Below are 16,494 nucleotides of genomic sequence, written 5' to 3'. Positions count from 1 at the left end.
AGAAAAATGCGATTGCTGATCATTGGAACTTTGGACGGGCATATGACCACCGCCGGCCAGATCGCGCATAAACGCGGGGCCAAGGTCGTCGCCGTTGAATCGCTCGACGGGGCTCTTTCCAACCTGCGTGCCGGACAGGGCGCGGACCTGATCATGGTGGATGTGCGCATGCGGATCGACCTGCTGGTCAAACAGTTGGAGACTGAACGGATTCATGTGCCGGTCGTTGCCTGCGGCATTGAGGGGACATCCGCCGAAGAGGCTGCCCAGGCGATCCAGAAAGGGGCCAAGGAATATATCCCCCTGCCCCCGGATCCGGAAATGATCGCGGCCGTCCTGGAAGCCGTCGCCCAGGAAGACAGCGCGATCATCCATCGCGACCCCGCGACCAAACAGGTCCTGAAGCTGGCGGATCAGATCGCGCCCAGTGACGCCTCCATCCTGATCACCGGAGAATCCGGCACCGGTAAAGAGGTCATGGCACGCTATCTTCACAACAAGAGCCGCCGATCCAGCGGTAACTTTGTTGCCATCAACTGTGCCGCCATTCCGGAAAATCTTTTGGAATCTGAGCTTTTCGGCCATGAAAAAGGGGCCTTTTCCGGCGCGGTCGCCAGACGTATCGGGAAGTTTGAGGAAGCCGACGGCGGCACTATCCTGCTGGATGAGATCAGCGAAATGGACTTGCGCCTGCAGGCCAAACTGCTGCGTGTGATCCAGGAACGCGAGGTTGACCGGGTCGGGGGATCAAAACCGGTAAAGGTGGATGTACGGATCCTGGCCACTTCCAACCGCGATATGGAACAGACTATCAAGGAAGGCAATTTCCGCGAGGATCTTTATTTTCGCCTGAATGTAGTGAATATTCAACTGCCGTCCTTGCGGGAACGCCGCCAGGATATCGTGATCCTGGCCGAGCATTTTGCCAAGAAATATGCCGAAGCCAACGGCGTTCCGGAAAAACCGCTGAGTGGCGGGGCCATCGCCATGCTGGAGCGTCATAACTGGCCCGGTAATGTGCGCGAATTGGAAAACACCATGCACCGCGCGATCCTTTTGGCCCATGGCAGCGAGATTGACGAGAGCGCCATCATTCTGACCGGCAGCCAATATGGCCAGGCCAATATGGCAGCGGCGGTATCGGCACAGCCAACAACCGGCGACAGCCAACCGGCTGAGGAGACACAGGCGGAAGCGGTATCCGCGGACCAAGGCGACGCAGGCGAAGGTATGACCGATGCCAACGGCAATCTGGTCGGCCGCACGGTTGCCGACGTGGAGCGCCAGTTGATCATCGATACCCTGGATCATTGCCTGGGCAACCGGACCCATGCAGCCAATATCCTGGGGATATCCATCAGAACGCTGCGAAACAAATTGAAGCTCTATGCCGATGACGGGTTTAATGTGCCGGAGCCGGGGGCTGGCCAATAGGCTTCCCCCTCCAAGGATAACGCCCATCATGTCAGGCACCCGTAACAGGTAACAGAGGACCGAGCCATCCATGGCGGACAGCAACCCCGCACCTCCGGCTGAGAATCCCCGCCCCGGCGACACCCAGGTTATTCAAGGTGGTTCGCGGGATTTTTCCTCGCGTCTGCGCGGTATTTTCAGCCGCACGGACTATATCCTCCCCATCGCTATTGTCTGCATCCTCTCGGTCCTGCTGCTGCCGATGCCGACCTGGCTGCTGGATATGTCGCTCTCCATCTCGATCACTTTTTCCGTAGTGATCCTGATGACGGTGATCTTTATCAAATCACCACTGGAATTGACGTCATTTCCGACCATCCTGCTGTTTGCGACCATGCTGCGACTGGCGCTGAACGTCGCTTCCACACGGCTGATCCTTTCGGAAGGGCATAGCGGCACGGATGCGGCGGGGCGCGTCATTGAGGCGTTCGGTACCTTCATCGTGCGTGGCAACTATGTGATCGGTATCATCGTCTTTGCGATCCTGGTCATCATCAACTTCATCGTAATCACCAAAGGTGCGGGCAGGATCGCGGAAGTCGCCGCCCGTTTCACCCTGGATGCCATGCCCGGCAAACAGATGGCGATCGACGCCGATCTGTCGGCCGGTCTGATCAATGAGGATGACGCCCGCAAACGGCGCGAAGATCTCAGCTCGGAAAGCTCCTTCTACGGGGCCATGGATGGTGCCTCGAAATTTGTCCGCGGTGACGCCATCGCAGGCCTCCTGATCACTTTTATTAACGTGATCGGCGGCATTATCATCGGTGTAGCTCAGCGCGATATGCCTATGTCCGAAGCCGCGCAGAACTATACCCTGCTGACCATCGGTGATGGTCTGGTCAGCCAGATCCCGGCACTGATCGTTTCCACCGCCGCCGGTATGCTGGTCACCAAGGCCGGTGTTATTGGCGCGACCGACAAGGCCATGCTGGGCCAGTTGACCGGCTATCCGGGTGCGCTCGGCATCGCCGGCGGGCTTTTGTTTGTCATGGGGCTTATCCCCGGTATTCCGGCCTGGCCCTTCTTCCTGATGGCCGCCGGGTGCGGGATCGGCGCCTTCCTGCTCAAACGCACCTCCGATGCCAAGAAAACGGCCGAGGAAATCGCCAAGCGGGAGGAAGAGGAAGCCCCCATTGCCCCGGCGGAAGAGCCCATCTCCTCCGCCCTGCAGATCGACCTGATCCGCCTGGAGCTGGGCTATGGCCTGCTGCCGCTGCTCAATGCCAATGGCGAACACCGCCTGACCGACCAGATCAAGGCCCTGAGACGACAATTGGCGGGAGATCTGGGCTTTGTTATGCCGGCGGTGCGCATTCAGGATAACCTGCAACTGCCCGCCAATACCTATATCCTGCGGATCAAGGAGATTGAGGCCGGACGCGGGGATCTGCGCCCCAACATGCTGATGGTGATGGACCCCAGGGGCGAGAAGATCTCGCTGCCCGGTGAGGCGACCGTTGAACCCACTTTCGGCCTGCCCGCCGTCTGGATCCAGGAACATCAGCGTGAAGAAGCCATGTTCCGCGGCTATACGGTGGTCGATCCCTCCACTGTGATCACCACCCATCTAACGGAAGTGGTGAAGGATAATATGTCCGAGCTGCTTTCCTATGCGGAAACACAGAAACTGTTGGATGAATTGCCGAAATCCCAGCAAAAGCTGGTTGAGGATATCATCCCCGGCCAGGTCAGCCTGGGCGCATTGCAGCGGATCTTGCAGAATCTGCTGGCGGAACGGGTCTCTATCCGCGACCTGCCAACCATCCTGGAAGGCGTTTCCGAGGCATCGGGTTATACCCACAACCTGACCCAAATCGGCGAACATGTGCGCTCCCGCCTGGCAAGGCAGCTTTCCGACGTCAACGCCAACCCCGATGGCATCATCCCGCTGATCACGCTGTCACCTGATTGGGAACAGGCCTTCAATGAATCCATCATCGGCGAAGGTGATAACCGGCAGCTGGCCATGGCGCCCAGTGACCTGCAGGAATTCATCACCAAGATGCGCGCGGCCTTTGAACGTCAGGCCATGGCCGGGGAAACACCGGTTCTTCTGGTGTCGCCGGGCATCCGCCCCTATGTGCGCTCCGTCATCGAACGGTTCCGTCCGGTCACCGTGGTCATGTCGCAAAATGAAATTCATCCCAAGGCGCGCATCCGCACTGTCGATGTGGTTTGATCGATCCAACAAATGCGTGTAATCATTGGCGAATATGATTGATATCGTAACCGAGACCCCAATCGTGAAAGGCATATTGAACGGCCCATGCGTTTAAAGACTTTCCACGCGGACAGTTTGGCCGAAGCACTGGCCCAGGTCCGGGAACAACTGGGGCCCGACGCCATCATCGTGGCGACCCAGGAAGAGGAAGGCACCGATGGTGCGCGGGTGACCGCCGCCATCGAACAGGTCGAAACGCCCATGGATTTTTCCGCCGAGACCACCTCGCCGGAAACCATGGACCGCCTGATTGCCGTTCTGGAACGCCAGGGCCTGAACCAGGAATTCACCGACGCGATTGTCAATGCCGCCTCCGAAGGACCCGATGACAGTCCGGAAAACTGTCTGATGCGCGCATTGGAAGCGACCAATCATTTTACCAACCTGGAAACCGGCAAGGGCGCGAAACCCAAGCTTTTGATCGGCCCGCCCGGCACCGGAAAAACGGTCACCTGCGCAAAGCTTGCCGCCAGGGAGGCCTTGAACGGTCGCAAAGCGGTTGTGATCGCGGCGGACCCGGTTCGCCTGACCGCGGCGGAACAGTTGGCGGCCTATGCGGAGCGCCTGGGCGTGCCGATGTTTGAAGCCCCCAACGGGCGTGCGCTCGCCGACGCGCTCAGCCGGTGCCATGATGACGAGACCGTCTTCATCGACAGCCCCGGCACCAATCCCTACAACCTGGAAGAACTGGCCTATCTGGTCGAGCTGTGCGAAGCGACCGATATTGAGCCGGTGCTGGTTCTCAATGCCGGACGAGATGCGGACGATACCGCGGACCTGGCCAAGGCTTTCCGCCCGGTCGGGGCCAAGCATCTGATCTGCACCGGCTTGGATATCGCCCACCGATTCGGCGCGCTGCTGGTGGCGGCCAATGCGGCGGGGCTGGCGTTTTGCGATTATTCCGCCACCCCCAATATTGCAAACGGGCTTGATCGCCTGAGCGCGAAAACACTTGCCAATAAACTGCTACCATCCGGCGGCAAGACCAGGGACCCGTTGTTCCCGGCCGAAACCGCAACCAAAGAGGCAAAGACCCATGGCTGAACAGGAACCCAAAACTGGCGCAAACAACCTGATTGCCGTTGCTTCCGGCAAGGGCGGTGTCGGCAAGACATGGTTCTCCATCACGCTGGCGCAGGCATTGGCGCGCCGCGGCCGCAAGGTCTTGCTGTTTGATGGTGATTTGGGCCTGGCCAACGTGGATATCCAACTGGGGTTGATGCCGGAATCCGACCTGGGATCGGTCTTGGCTGGCACCATCAGCCTGGAAAAGGCTGTCTATAAGCTGGATGGACCGGGCAGTGAAGCCGACAAGGGCGGCTTTGACATCATTGCCGGACGGTCCGGCACAGGGTCTCTGGCCCGCCTGCCGGCCCCCCGCCTTTCCAAGCTGATCCAGGATCTGGAGATTTTATCCCAAAAATATGACCATGTGATCATCGATCTGGCCGCCGGTGTCGATCATACGGTGCTGGAACTGGCCGGCCTCGCCGACCGGTGCCTGCTGGTGATCACCGATGAGCCCACCTCACTGACCGATGCCTATGCCTTTGTGAAAGTCACAAGGGCTGAGCGACCCGAAGCCTTTTTGGAAGTGGTTGTCAATGCGGCGGAAAACCGCGAGGGCGGCAAGAAAACTTATAAGACCCTGGCCAAGGCCTGTGGCAACTTCTTGGGCTTCGAACCGGGGTTGTCCGGTGTGATCCGCCGTGACAACCGGGTGCGCGAGGCCATTCGCAAACAGGTGCCATTGCTGACCCGGTCCCCCCAGGCAGAAGCGGCGGAAGATGTGGAAGAGATTGCGCGTGGTATCGGCTGACCCCGATATCCGGCATTGATGCCCTGTACAGCCGCCCGTATTCCTTCGGACGGACACAATCTATCTTTTTCGTGAAAAGGGGGGGCTGTTTCGGGCCTTACCGGCGGGCGGAGGATTTGACGCTATGCTGCAACAGCATGCGTTCCAGGCCGCCATGGCGTTCCCGGTACATCCGGCGTTCGCGCAGGCGCGCATAGCAGACCACCGCAAGCGAAGCCGCAATGCCCCAGGCACCGACGAAAAGACCAATGAAGGTCAGAATGCTGCTCATTTGATCCATGCTTTCCATAAGGTCATCCTAGCTTTTTTCGCCGTCTTTTTCCAGTTCGTTTTCCAATCCCTGCTCCAGCCGCTTGAGCCGTTCCACATCGCGGCTGTTGCGATTGGCCTTGAGCTTTAGATAGGTCCAGGCACCGCCCACTGCAACCATCGCCGCAATCCCGCCCGTCAATAGGGCAACGGAACCGACCGTCACACCGGCCAGGATCGCCGCCACACCGCCGCCGGCGGCCGCAACAGCGGGACGTCCGGCAAAGGATTTCACCCCTTCGGCCAGAATATTCAGGTTTTCAATATTATGCTGCTCATCATCCAACAGATCCTTAAGATAATCCCGAATGATCTGACGGGTTTCCGGATCCTGGATATTATTCTGGAACTGGGAGATCAGCTCCCGGCGCATGGCGGGATCATTGGCAATACGGATGATATCGTCCGGCGGAAAGTCCAGATGCGCCCGCTCGCCCAGCGACACTTCCCGCGCGTCACCGATGAACCTTTCCGGTAATGTCGACATGCTTGCCCCCTGCCCCCTAATGCCCGCGTTTGGAAAATTTAAAGTCAGTTTTCCCGTGATACAAGCATTGCCGCATACACAAACAGTTTCGGATCAGGAAACGGCAGGTCGTGTGCCAAGGTCCTGAAAGAAACGCAGCAGATAGCCATCCGGATCCTGGATCATGAACTGGCGGTTGCCGGTCTCTGTTCCATCATCCATCCGGTACCATGCCTCTTCCAGCGGCAACCGGACCTCACAGTCCGCCTCGATCACGGTTCTATAGAGTGAGGCCACATCCACCACCTCTATCTGGAAATTGGCACCTCTGCCATAAGGCTTTGAAAGTGTGCCTGTTTTCCAGGCGGGGTCGTCGCTCTGCAGCTCTATCATGATCTGAGCCCCTTCCCGGTCGAGATAGGCAAAATTCTCCCGGCCATAGAGAAAGGAAAATCCCAATATTGTCTGATAAAAACCCAGGCTCGCGTCAAAATCGCTCACCATCAGTTCCGGCACCAATCGCGCCCATGCTCGCGGCTCTTGCATTTTGCCCCCTCTTCTTTTGAAGTCCTTGATTTTGTTTACCCTCTTCTCCCCAGCCTGGCCATGCTATACTGTCGATAACGGCATGCTTCTTGAATGGATTCCGGCATGAATACGGTCACACCCACAGGCGGAAATACACCCGCCCCCAATAGCGCTGCCGCGCCCGCGGGCAGTATTGGCCAGGCTGTGTCCATTCCTGGATCGGCCCTGCAGATCCTGCGCGCCGGACAGAATATTGCCGGTGAAGTGGTGGCCCGTCCGGACCAGGGCCAGATCACGGTGAAAACCGCCCAGGGCAATGTCACCCTGGCGACCAATAACCCGCCGCCCAAGGGAAGCGCTGTGAATCTGATCCTGCAATCGGCAGGGCCACCCGCCACCGTACAGATCCAGACCCAGCCTCATCTGCAATCGACCCAGCTGAACCTGCTGCAACAGGCCAACAGCCTGTTGAACAAGCTGATTTCCGCCCCAACCAGCCAGCCGGCCCAAACCGTGGTCACCAACCTGACCCAGGGCAGTAACCTGCTGGCTACCGTGCTCAGCCAGGGCGCGCAAGTCACCAACGCCCAGGGCCAAGTGGTCCTGAGCACCAGTGGCCTGCCGCCGCAAAGCGGACCGGCCCCATCCCCCCAGCCACGAGGCAATACGCCCGCCGCTGCGGCAACCGATGCCCCGGCAAAAGGGCCCAGCGGCCCGCTAGCCAAGATTGCCCAGGCAATCAGATCTGTCACCGGCAACAGTCAGGGCCAGGCCCAGGCGCAATTGCCGGGCGGGTATTCCGTGCCTATGCGCATCCTCAATATCGCGCTGCCCAATGGCGGCCCTCTGCCGCCCTATCCGGCAGCAGCCGCCAAAAGCGGCAATATGCTGCTGACCGGTACCGTCACCTCGTCCAGCGCCAGCCAGACCATTGTGCAGACGCCGGCCGGCACCCTGTCCCTGCCCACCAGCCAGGCCCTGCCCATCGGCACGTCCTTGCAATTGATGATAACCGGCCAGCCCCAGCTTTCCGCCACCGCCAATCAATTGAATGCCGCCGATATGGGCCTGCGCTGGCAGGCCTTGCAGGAAGCCATGGCCCTGCTGCAGGCGGGCAACCCGGCGGCAGCCACCAGGCTGCTTTCCATCGTCCCGCAATCCTCGCCCGCCCTCGGCACCACCTTGATGTTCCTGTTCAATGCCATGCGCGGCGGCGCGGTTGACCGGTGGCTGGGCAAAGACACGCTGAAAGCGCTGGAAGCACAATCCAAGGGCAGTGCCGGACGCCTGACCAATACCTTCCAGGCGGCCCAGGGGCGCACCACCGATCCGGCTGGCCGGGATTGGCGTGTCTATCACATGCCGGTCCTGGCGGATGGCAACCTGGATGATGTGAAGCTGTATCTACGCGACCGCCCCGAGGATGAAGATGAGGAAACGCGGGAAAAAAGGAAAAAGGAAGACAAGCGCTTTATCGTCGAAGCGAATTTTTCCACCCTGGGTCCGATGCAGTTTGACGGCATGAGCCGACAGAAACAGCTGGACCTGATGATCCGCACGCAAACCCCGCTGGACGCGGAATTGCGCGACGGCATCCGCGCTCTATATTACGAAACCATTTCCGCGCTTGGCATGTCCGGCACGGTAGGCTTTCATGTGGCCCCACAATTCGAAGTCACGGCCGACGAATTAAAAACGGCCGCCAAGGGAGGGGTGACCATATGACGGCCAAGGACGAAAGCCAGCTATTGGAACGGGGAGACATGCCGGATCGGATCAAGCGCCAGTCGACACTGGAAACTGCGCCCAATCCCAATCCCGCGGTCGATTATCTGTGCGAATTGAGTGTTAAGGCGGTCGACGATTATGCCACCGTGCATCTCTTTTACGTGCCGGACAAACTGTTGCTGACCACCCAGGCCTTTGAGCTGTACTTGCATGAATTTGACCGCCACGCCTTTGCCAGCCTGGAAGAACTGGCCCTGACCATCCTGGATGATCTGAACAACGAATTGGTGGCCCGCTGGATCCAGATCCGGGTCGAGGCCGACGCCAAGGGCCTGGACCGCGGCCACCGGGTCATGGTGGAAGACCGCCAGCCGAAATGGGATAATGGTTTCCTGTTGGCGAGGCTGGCAGGCTTCTGATATCTCCCCTTCAGAAGAACTATTACTTTTCTGCCCGCTATATGTCTCGCTTCCCAGAAAGATAAAGTCATGTCCGAGAACTGGAAAAACGACACGCTTGCCGCCCAGGCGCTGGGGCATGTGGATCGGGAAACTGGGGCTGTCGTGCCGCCCGTGCATCTGGCCACCACTTACGTGCGCGACGCCAGAAGCCCGGACCCGGCAAGCCCGCTCTATGCCCGGACCGACAACCCAACCTTCGCCCCCGCCGAGGCCCTGTTGGCCCGGCTGGAAAACGGCGCGGACGCCCTGGTCTTTTCCTCCGGCATGTCGGCGGCAACTGCTGTGGTGATGGCGCTCGCTCCAGGTGCCCATATCGTGGCACCCGGGGTCATGTATTGGGCATTCCGCAACTGGCTGGTGGACTGGTGCAAAAAGCACGGGTTGGAACTCTCCCTGGTGGACGCCACGGATCCAAACGCCATCGACGTCGCCGTGATCCCTGGCAAGACCAAACTGATCTGGCTGGAAACGCCCGGCAATCCGCTCTGGACGGTGAGCGACATTGCCGCCTGCGCCGTCATTGCCCGCAATGCCGGGGCCAAGCTGGCGGTCGACAGCACAGTGGCAACCCCTGTGCATACCAGGCCGCTGGATCTGGGGGCAGATATCGTCATGCATTCCGCCAGCAAATATCTAAACGGCCATTCTGACGTGATCGCGGGGGCACTGGCCTGCCGGGAACAGGATGATTTCTGGGCTGCCATCAAACAGATCCGGGCCCAGCTTGGCACCATTCTGGGCCCGCAGGAGGCCAGCCTGCTGCTGCGCGGCATGCGCACCCTGCCGCTGCGGGTGAAACGACAGAGCGAAAATGCGCTCAACTTGGCCTACCGCTTGGAAGACCATCCCGCCGTGTCAGAAGTGCTTTACCCGGGCCTGGAAAGCGATCCCGGTTATATCACCGCCTGCAAACAGATGAAGGATGGCTTTGGCGGCATGCTTTCCATCCGCCTGAAAGACGGGATGGAGGCCGCCATCCGGGTGACAGAGCGCACGAAGCTCTGGAAGCGCGCCACATCCCTTGGCGGCGTGGAAAGCCTGATCGAGCACCGCTATTCGATCGAGGGGCCGGACTCTCCCGTGCCGGATGACCTCTTGCGCCTGTCGGTCGGAATCGAGGATTGCTGGGACCTGTTGGCAGATCTAGAACAGGCTTTTCCAGGCTGAGACACGGAATAGGCTCAGGATTGCGGGTGGTCAACCTCAATCAAAGATGCGCCAAAATGATCCCAGAAAGCGAAGCCAACTCATCATTTCGACCAGCATGGCACCCACCCGTATGATGAAACCGGCAAACCGGCGCATCCAGAGAAAATAGCCACCGCTCAGGGCCAGTGGCAGCACCGCCAGGAACATCAAAACTGGCAGAAAGCCCAGTTCCTTGTCGGGCCAGTTCGCCACCAACCCAATTGAAGCCAATGTCAGGCCGATCAGGAACCAGACCGTGAAACTGGCGACAATGCCCGCCAGCTTGATACATTCGGTTTCGGTTTCTTCAGAGATAGGCTTGGGCCGCGAGCGCATAGTAGTTTTTCCAGCCTTTTGAGACTTTGCCCGGCCCCTTTTTCATCACCGGACAGTCGGAATGATGGGAAAAGCCCTCATCCACGCAGTCGGTGATCAGCTGTTTGTGCCGATGGGGAATATCAATGCGCAGACGGCCGGAATGGCGGCTGCCCACCGATTTGATCAAGGCCAGCGCCAATTCCGGATTGGGCGCGGAGACCGGCCCGATGATCATCAGATCCTCGCGGGTGACACCCAGCGCATACCCCACCAGATCACCATCCATCGTATAGAGGAAGGCCCGTTCCGGGGACTGGCCAAAGCGGCGTTTGATAAATTCCGCCCTGGGATGGCCAAACAGTTTTGCATCCAGCTTGATGAAGTTATTGAGGTCCTTCATGGCGAGCTGTTCGCGGATCTCGTGGCCATCAGGCTCACAGGGCGCTTCATCCATGGGGCCGTCCATGAAGGCCTTCCACAGCAAGCTATCCTCGATGAAACCCAGTTTTTCGTATAGGCGCGCGCCTTCATCGGTCGCCACCAGTCCGTAAGTGGCGGTTTCCTCTTCCGGCAGCAGGGTGATGGCACGTTCCATCACCTGGCGGCCCAGGCCGCGCCCCTGGCGCTTCGGATCGACAATGACCCCGCCGATGACCGCAAAATCCGGCCCATAGGGCAGGACGGCGGCTGAGCTGACCGCAAAATCTTTGTCATTTCGATGTCCGATTACCCGTCCCGCCACAAACATGGTCCACCATTCATCGCGGGTGAAATCCCAGCCCACGGCCGCCGTCAGCTTCATCAGATCGCCAATATCCTGTGGCGTCAGGCCGTCCAGCCGGAAATGGGCAGTCATCTTTTTTCCCCTGTCAGAACCCACATTGCGCCCGGTGACGCATCAGATGATCGGCCAGGACACAGGCCAGCATCGCCTCGCCCACCGGCACCGCACGGATGCCGACACAAGGATCATGGCGGCCCTTGGTCAGGATCTCGGCGGCATTGCCATCCTTGTCCACCGTCTGGCGCGGGGTCAGGATCGAACTGGTCGGTTTGACCGCGAAACGGCAGACAATATCCTGGCCGGTGGAAATGCCGCCCAGAATGCCGCCGGCATTGTTGGAGGAAAATTCCGGTTTGCCGTCCGGGCCCGGGCGCATTTCATCAGCATTCTCTTCTCCTGATAACGCCGCCGCTTCGAACCCGTTGCCGATCTCAACCGCCTTGACCGCGTTGATCGACATCATCGCACGCGCAATATCGGTATCCAGCTTGTCATAAACCGGCGCGCCCAGCCCCACCGGCACGCCCGAGGCCTGAACCTCGATCACGGCACCGCAGCTGGAGCCCGCCTTGCGCACCCCATCAAGATAGGCGGCCCAATCTTCCGCCGCCTTGGCATCGGGGCAGAAAAACGGGTTTTGCCCGACCTGGTCCCAGTCCCAATTGTCGCGATTGATCTTATGCGGGCCCATCTGGACCAGCGCGCCGCGCACCTGGACGCCCCCCTCGATCAGATGATCCAGGATCTTGCGGGCGATGCCGCCGGCCGCAACCCGCATGGCCGTTTCACGGGCAGAAGAACGCCCGCCGCCGCGATAATCCCGGATACCGTATTTTTCCCAATAGGTATAATCCGCATGGCCCGGACGGAATTTATCCTTGATATCCCCATAATCCTTGGAACGCTGGTCGGTATTTTCAATCAGCAGGCCGATGGAGGTCCCGGTGGTCTTGCCCTCGAAAACCCCGGACAGGATCTTCACCTGGTCCGGCTCGCGGCGCTGGGTGGTGAATTTCGACGTGCCCGGCTTGCGCTGGTCCAGATAGACCTGCAAATCCGCCTCTTCCAGATCGATCATCGGCGGCACGCCATCCACCACACAGCCAATGGCCGGGCCATGGCTTTCGCCGAAAGTGGTGAAACGGAACAAATGGCCAAAACCGTTGCCGGACATAATCACACTACCCTTTAATCGCAAATAAAAACGGGGACTATGGCTTTGTAAGACCGCCATAGCCCCCGTTCAAGTCTGTTAACGGCAAATTATTGCCGAAACCGTCAGGAAGATGCCTTGCCCTTCAAAGTCGCCAGCAATTCCGCGGTTTCTTCAGCCGCATCAATGCCGACCATGCCGACGGTGTGATAACCGCAATCCACATGATGCACTTCGCCGGAAACACCCGCGCCCAGATCGGAGAGAAGATAGAGCGCAGAGCCGCCCACTTCGTCGATGGTCACATTGCGCTTCAAGGGCGCGTTCAATTCATTCCATTTCAGGATATAGCGGAAATCACCGATGCCACTGGCGGCCAGCGTCTTGATCGGGCCAGCAGAAATGGCATTCACGCGAACCCCCTGGTTGCCCATATCAACGGCCAGATAACGAACGCTAGCCTCAAGGGCCGCCTTGGCGACACCCATGACATTATAGTGCGGCATCACACGTTCGGCACCGTAATAGGTCAAGGTGACAATAGAGCCACCTTCATTCATCAAAGGGGCGGCACGCTGGGACAGCGCGGTCAGGGAATAACAGGAAATATCCATGGTGCGCAGGAAGTTATCGCGCGTGGTCGCCAGATATTTGCCTTTCAGTTCTTCCTTGTCGGAAAAAGCGACCGCATGAACCATAAAGTCAAATGTACCCCATTTTTCCTGAATGGCGGCAAAGACTTCGTCCATGCTGTTCTCATCAGTCACATCGCACGGCAGCACAAAATCGGATCCCAGGGATTCCGCCAGCGGCTTGACCCGCTTCAACAATGCTTCACCCTGATAAGTGAAAGCCAGTTCCGCCCCATGGGCATGCAAAGCCTTGGCAATGCCCCAGGCAATGGATTTATCATTCGCCAAACCCAGAATGAGGCCGCGCTTCCCGGCCATCAATTGTGCAGGATTGTTCATTTCCACCTCTGTTATTCCTTTATGTCCCGCGTGCCGGCTGGAGGCGCGGCTAACCCATCGCAGGCAAGAGCCGGTATCATACGCGGTTTCACCGGCAGGTCAAAGGAAGCTTGGTATTCCAAGACAGCGCGTTATGATCACGCTATAATCATTGCAAACTGGCACAGCAAACCATTAAGGATATTGCGCTTTTCCCAGGTTTGAGGCTGCAGGATGACACCAGAGAATACCAATAAGGCGACTCAAAAATCACCGGCGAACGAGGCCGAAAGCCCTGCAAAACAGCCGGCACAGCCCAAAAAGGCGGCCACAACACGCAAAAAAGTCCGCTATCGGGATGATTCTCTGTGGGATTTGCCGACATTGACCCTCTATGTCTTCCGACGTTTTCTAATGGATCATATGCAGCAACGCGCCTCGGCCCTGACTTTTTCTTCCCTGCTGGCCATGGTGCCGCTGCTGGCGATCAGCTTTGCCATTTTTGCCGCTTTTCCGGCTTTTGAGCGCCTGAAAACCCAGATCCAATCCTTCCTTTTCGAAAATTTCATCCCCGGTGTCGGGATCGAGGTTCAGGGCTACCTGGAACAATTCACCTCAAAAACCTCTGGCCTGACCGCGGTTGGCATCATCTTCCTCGGCATCAGCGCGATCATGCTCCTGATGAATATCTCGGGCGCGATGAACACCATCTGGCGGGTTAAAAACCCGCGCACAATCATCAGCCGGCTGGCAATCTATTGGGCGGTCCTGACCATTGCCCCCATCCTGTTCGGTGCCAGCCTGTCCTTGAGCAGTTATCTTTTCACCATGGCCCAGACCAGCGGGGTCGAAGATTATACCGGTTCACTGGGTTGGCTGATCAGCATCTCGCCTTTCCTGATGGAAGTCATCGGCTTCAGCCTGCTATTTGCGATCATCCCCAATTATCCGGTCCGACGCCGGGATGCGATGATCGGCGGGTTGCTGGCCGGTACTCTGTTTGAAGGGTTGAAAGCGGGTTTTGGCTGGTACATCCGGTCCTTCCCGACCTACGAAACCATCTATGGCGCCATGGCAACGGTGCCGATTTTCCTGCTTTGGGTCTATCTCAGCTGGATTGTGGTGCTCTTTTGCGCCGAATTAACCGCCAGCCTGCCGGAATGGCGCGCCGGCAGCCGCCGGGTTGACGACCATCATGCCGCCCCGGTCAAACGTTTGGCCGCCGCACTTTCCGTGCTGCACCAGTTGAAATTGGCCGCGGAAACAGGCCTTGGCATTCCCGAGCGCCAATTGGCGATCCGGACCAAGTTGGGCCCGAATCTGTTTTCCAGCACGATCCAGGCCCTGGAAAAAGGCCAATATCTGGCACGCGCGGAAAATGGCGCCTGCCATCTGGTCCGTAACCTGGAAAACCAGAGCCTTGATAAACTGGCGGACGAACTGGAACTCACCCTGCCCCCACGCCTGGGCAGAAGCCAGTTGCGCGAAGCTTGGGGACAGCGCCTCCAACAACGCCTCAACGATGCCAGGAAAAGCAATGAATCCAATCTATCTGTCCCCCTGAGTGATCTGCTGGCCGCTCCGAAAGAGGATGAAATCCAGCCGCTTGAGCAGGTTGACGGCACCGCCAACAAAGAACTGGCGGCGGAACGAGAGGGGTCTTTTGCCCGCCTGCTCTCTCTTCTGGGGCTAGGCCTGCTGATCAGCGGAAGATAAGCCGTTTCATAATCTCACCGACCCAAGCAAAAGATATTCAGATTCCATTCAGATGATCATGGTCAATTGCCGGTAATCAGCCCCACCACGCGGGGCAGCCTCCACGATTGAAAGCAAAGGCCATGTCAGAGAGTATCGACCACACATCCCTTTCCCGCACACAAAAGCATCGCAAACATTTTCTTGCCTTGATCATTGCCGTCAGCCTGGTGCTGGTCAGCGTGATTGCCCCCCGATGGGATGGTTCCGTGCAATCCTATATGCACGGTATCGGTCTGGGCCTGATCTGCCTGGCAATCCTGGGCAGGTGCTGGTGCACCCTTTATATTGCGGCAAAGAAGAAAACCGCCCTGGTCACCATCGGCCCCTACAGCCTATGCCGAAATCCGCTTTACGTCTTTTCCCTGATTGGCACTTGTGGTTTGGGGTTATTGACCGGAAGTTTTGTGCTGACCGCCTTTTTCACCCTCTCCGCCTTTCTGGTCTTCAATTGGGTGATCTTGCGCGAAGAACGATATCTGGCAAAGAATTTTAGCCCGGAATACCAGGATTATTGTTTCCGGACCGGTCGCTGGCTACCCCGTTTGTCCGCCTGGCGCGATCAGGCTCATATCGAAACCCGGCCGCGTCTCATGCTGATCACCTTGCGTGATGGGGCTTGCCTGCTGGCCTGCTGGCCAATCTTTAACCTGCTGGCCGAAGCGCGCCTATCCGGCGTTTTCGCCCCGCTCTTCACCCTGCCCTGATCCCAACCGGATCCGATAACTCCAGACAACCGCCGGCGGCATATTGGCCCAGATCCTGCGGGTCCTGGTCACCCGGACTGTCGGAAGCTTTGGCAAAGGCGGGGCGAGACTGTAGGTGAATTGCACCAACGGCCGCCCCGGCTGCAGCAGTTCCATTGATTTCACCAGCAGGTTTTCTCGAAATTCATGCGGGAAATTCATACAGGGAAGACTGGAAACGACGCTGGAAAACATGGTCCTTTCCTGCCTTAACGCCTCGGCAACCGCCAACGCCTCGCCCGAAATCACCCGCGCCAAAGGAAAGCGGTCCGCCAGCAGATGGGCAAAGACCGGATTCAACTCCACCAACGTCAAATTCTCTTCCCGCGCACCAGCCTCAATCAATTTGCTGGTCACTGTGCCGGTGCCGGGACCGAACTCGAGAATTTTCGCCGGATCGGAGGCACCTGCCGCACGCGCCATGGCCCGTCCCAGCATCCCGGAGCTGGGGGCCAGCGCGCCTGTCCGCCTTGGCGAAGACAGGCTGGCAGCAAAGAAAGAGACCTGCCGGCGCATGGCGCTGACAGCCTGTCGATTATGATTCATCATTATTCAAATGCCCTTCCCGGTTCTAACGATGGCGGCAGGTTAA

At 58.6% G+C, this 16,494-nt stretch carries 17 protein-coding genes; 9 read left to right on the top strand and 8 right to left on the bottom strand.

Annotation, left to right across the window (positions count from 1 at the left end; all coding sequences use genetic code 11):
- Positions 1–6 precede the first annotated feature (6 nt).
- The 4 genes from flbD (at position 7) to DFP90_RS08135 (ending at position 5,516) form a co-directional block, all read left to right on the top strand.
- Positions 7–1,434: a sigma-54-dependent transcriptional regulator FlbD gene (gene flbD / locus DFP90_RS08150; RefSeq protein WP_115935956.1), complete on the top strand. Its 1,428-nt coding sequence runs from the start codon at positions 7–9 to the stop codon at positions 1,432–1,434.
- Between the two features lie 70 nt (positions 1,435–1,504).
- Complete coding sequence (flhA, locus tag DFP90_RS08145) at positions 1,505–3,655, top strand: flagellar biosynthesis protein FlhA (protein ID WP_115935955.1); 2,151 nt, start codon at positions 1,505–1,507, stop codon at positions 3,653–3,655.
- A gap of 87 nt (positions 3,656–3,742) precedes the next feature.
- Positions 3,743–4,741 carry a flagellar biosynthesis protein FlhF gene (locus tag DFP90_RS08140; RefSeq protein ID WP_115935954.1) on the top strand — a complete coding sequence of 333 codons (999 nt, stop codon included), beginning with the start codon at positions 3,743–3,745 and terminating at the stop codon, positions 4,739–4,741.
- Positions 4,734–5,516, top strand: coding sequence for a MinD/ParA family protein (locus DFP90_RS08135; protein ID WP_115935953.1), 783 nt, complete (start codon positions 4,734–4,736; stop codon positions 5,514–5,516). Before DFP90_RS08140 ends, DFP90_RS08135 begins: the two co-directional genes overlap by 8 nt.
- A 97-nt stretch (positions 5,517–5,613) precedes the next feature.
- Here the strand turns inward: DFP90_RS08135 and DFP90_RS08130 are convergent, their stop codons facing one another.
- The 3 genes from DFP90_RS08130 to DFP90_RS08120 all read right to left on the bottom strand — a co-directional run bounded on the left by DFP90_RS08130 (position 5,614) and on the right by DFP90_RS08120 (position 6,837).
- Positions 5,614–5,805, bottom strand: coding sequence for a hypothetical protein (locus DFP90_RS08130; RefSeq protein ID WP_115935952.1), 192 nt, complete (start codon positions 5,803–5,805; stop codon positions 5,614–5,616).
- Between the two features lie 9 nt (positions 5,806–5,814).
- Positions 5,815–6,312, bottom strand: a complete 498-nt coding sequence (locus DFP90_RS08125) for a hypothetical protein (RefSeq protein ID WP_115935951.1) — start codon at positions 6,310–6,312, stop codon at positions 5,815–5,817.
- Between the two features lie 93 nt (positions 6,313–6,405).
- On the bottom strand, positions 6,406–6,837 hold the full coding sequence (locus DFP90_RS08120) for a bleomycin resistance protein (protein WP_115935950.1): 432 nt from the start codon (positions 6,835–6,837) through the stop codon (positions 6,406–6,408).
- 105 nt (positions 6,838–6,942) lie between these two features.
- Here DFP90_RS08120 and DFP90_RS08115 point away from each other — a divergent pair, with 105 nt between their 5' ends.
- The 3 genes from DFP90_RS08115 (at position 6,943) to DFP90_RS08105 (ending at position 10,175) form a co-directional block, all read left to right on the top strand.
- Positions 6,943–8,544, top strand: coding sequence for a hypothetical protein (locus tag DFP90_RS08115; protein ID WP_147300974.1), 1,602 nt, complete (start codon positions 6,943–6,945; stop codon positions 8,542–8,544).
- On the top strand, positions 8,541–8,966 hold the full coding sequence (locus DFP90_RS08110; RefSeq protein ID WP_181905247.1) for a hypothetical protein: 426 nt from the start codon (positions 8,541–8,543) through the stop codon (positions 8,964–8,966). Before DFP90_RS08115 ends, DFP90_RS08110 begins: the two co-directional genes overlap by 4 nt.
- A gap of 69 nt (positions 8,967–9,035) precedes the next feature.
- On the top strand, positions 9,036–10,175 hold the full coding sequence (locus DFP90_RS08105) for a trans-sulfuration enzyme family protein (RefSeq protein ID WP_115935948.1): 1,140 nt from the start codon (positions 9,036–9,038) through the stop codon (positions 10,173–10,175).
- 36 nt (positions 10,176–10,211) lie between these two features.
- On the opposite strand, the gene DFP90_RS08100 is transcribed toward DFP90_RS08105, so the two are convergent.
- The 4 genes from DFP90_RS08100 to fabI form a co-directional block, all read right to left on the bottom strand.
- Complete coding sequence (locus tag DFP90_RS08100; RefSeq protein ID WP_115935947.1) at positions 10,212–10,532, bottom strand: hypothetical protein; 321 nt, start codon at positions 10,530–10,532, stop codon at positions 10,212–10,214.
- Positions 10,504–11,370 (bottom strand): GNAT family N-acetyltransferase, encoded by an 867-nt coding sequence (locus DFP90_RS08095; protein WP_115935946.1) that lies wholly within the window; start codon positions 11,368–11,370, stop codon positions 10,504–10,506. Before DFP90_RS08095 ends, DFP90_RS08100 begins: the two co-directional genes overlap by 29 nt.
- Before the next feature lie 13 nt (positions 11,371–11,383).
- Positions 11,384–12,472, bottom strand: coding sequence for a chorismate synthase (aroC, locus tag DFP90_RS08090; RefSeq protein WP_115935945.1), 1,089 nt, complete (start codon positions 12,470–12,472; stop codon positions 11,384–11,386).
- 104 nt (positions 12,473–12,576) lie between these two features.
- Complete coding sequence (gene fabI, locus DFP90_RS08085) at positions 12,577–13,422, bottom strand: enoyl-ACP reductase FabI (RefSeq protein ID WP_115935944.1); 846 nt, start codon at positions 13,420–13,422, stop codon at positions 12,577–12,579.
- 213 nt (positions 13,423–13,635) lie between these two features.
- Here fabI and DFP90_RS08080 point away from each other — a divergent pair, with 213 nt between their 5' ends.
- Positions 13,636–15,117 carry a YihY family inner membrane protein gene (locus DFP90_RS08080; RefSeq protein ID WP_115935943.1) on the top strand — a complete coding sequence of 494 codons (1,482 nt, stop codon included), beginning with the start codon at positions 13,636–13,638 and terminating at the stop codon, positions 15,115–15,117.
- Positions 15,118–15,239: 122 nt separating this feature from the next.
- Complete coding sequence (locus tag DFP90_RS08075) at positions 15,240–15,863, top strand: methyltransferase family protein (RefSeq protein WP_115935942.1); 624 nt, start codon at positions 15,240–15,242, stop codon at positions 15,861–15,863.
- Here DFP90_RS08075 and DFP90_RS08070 read toward each other — a convergent pair.
- A complete protein-coding gene (locus tag DFP90_RS08070; protein WP_115935941.1) occupies positions 15,825–16,451 on the bottom strand; it encodes a class I SAM-dependent methyltransferase in 627 nt (208 codons plus the stop codon). The genes DFP90_RS08075 and DFP90_RS08070 overlap by 39 nt on opposite strands.
- Positions 16,452–16,494 lie beyond the last annotated feature (43 nt).

It is taken from the genome of Aestuariispira insulae, assembly GCF_003385955.1.
GTDB lineage: Bacteria > Pseudomonadota > Alphaproteobacteria > UBA8366 > Aestuariispiraceae > Aestuariispira > Aestuariispira insulae.
This window is presented reverse-complemented; position numbering and strand designations above follow the sequence as displayed.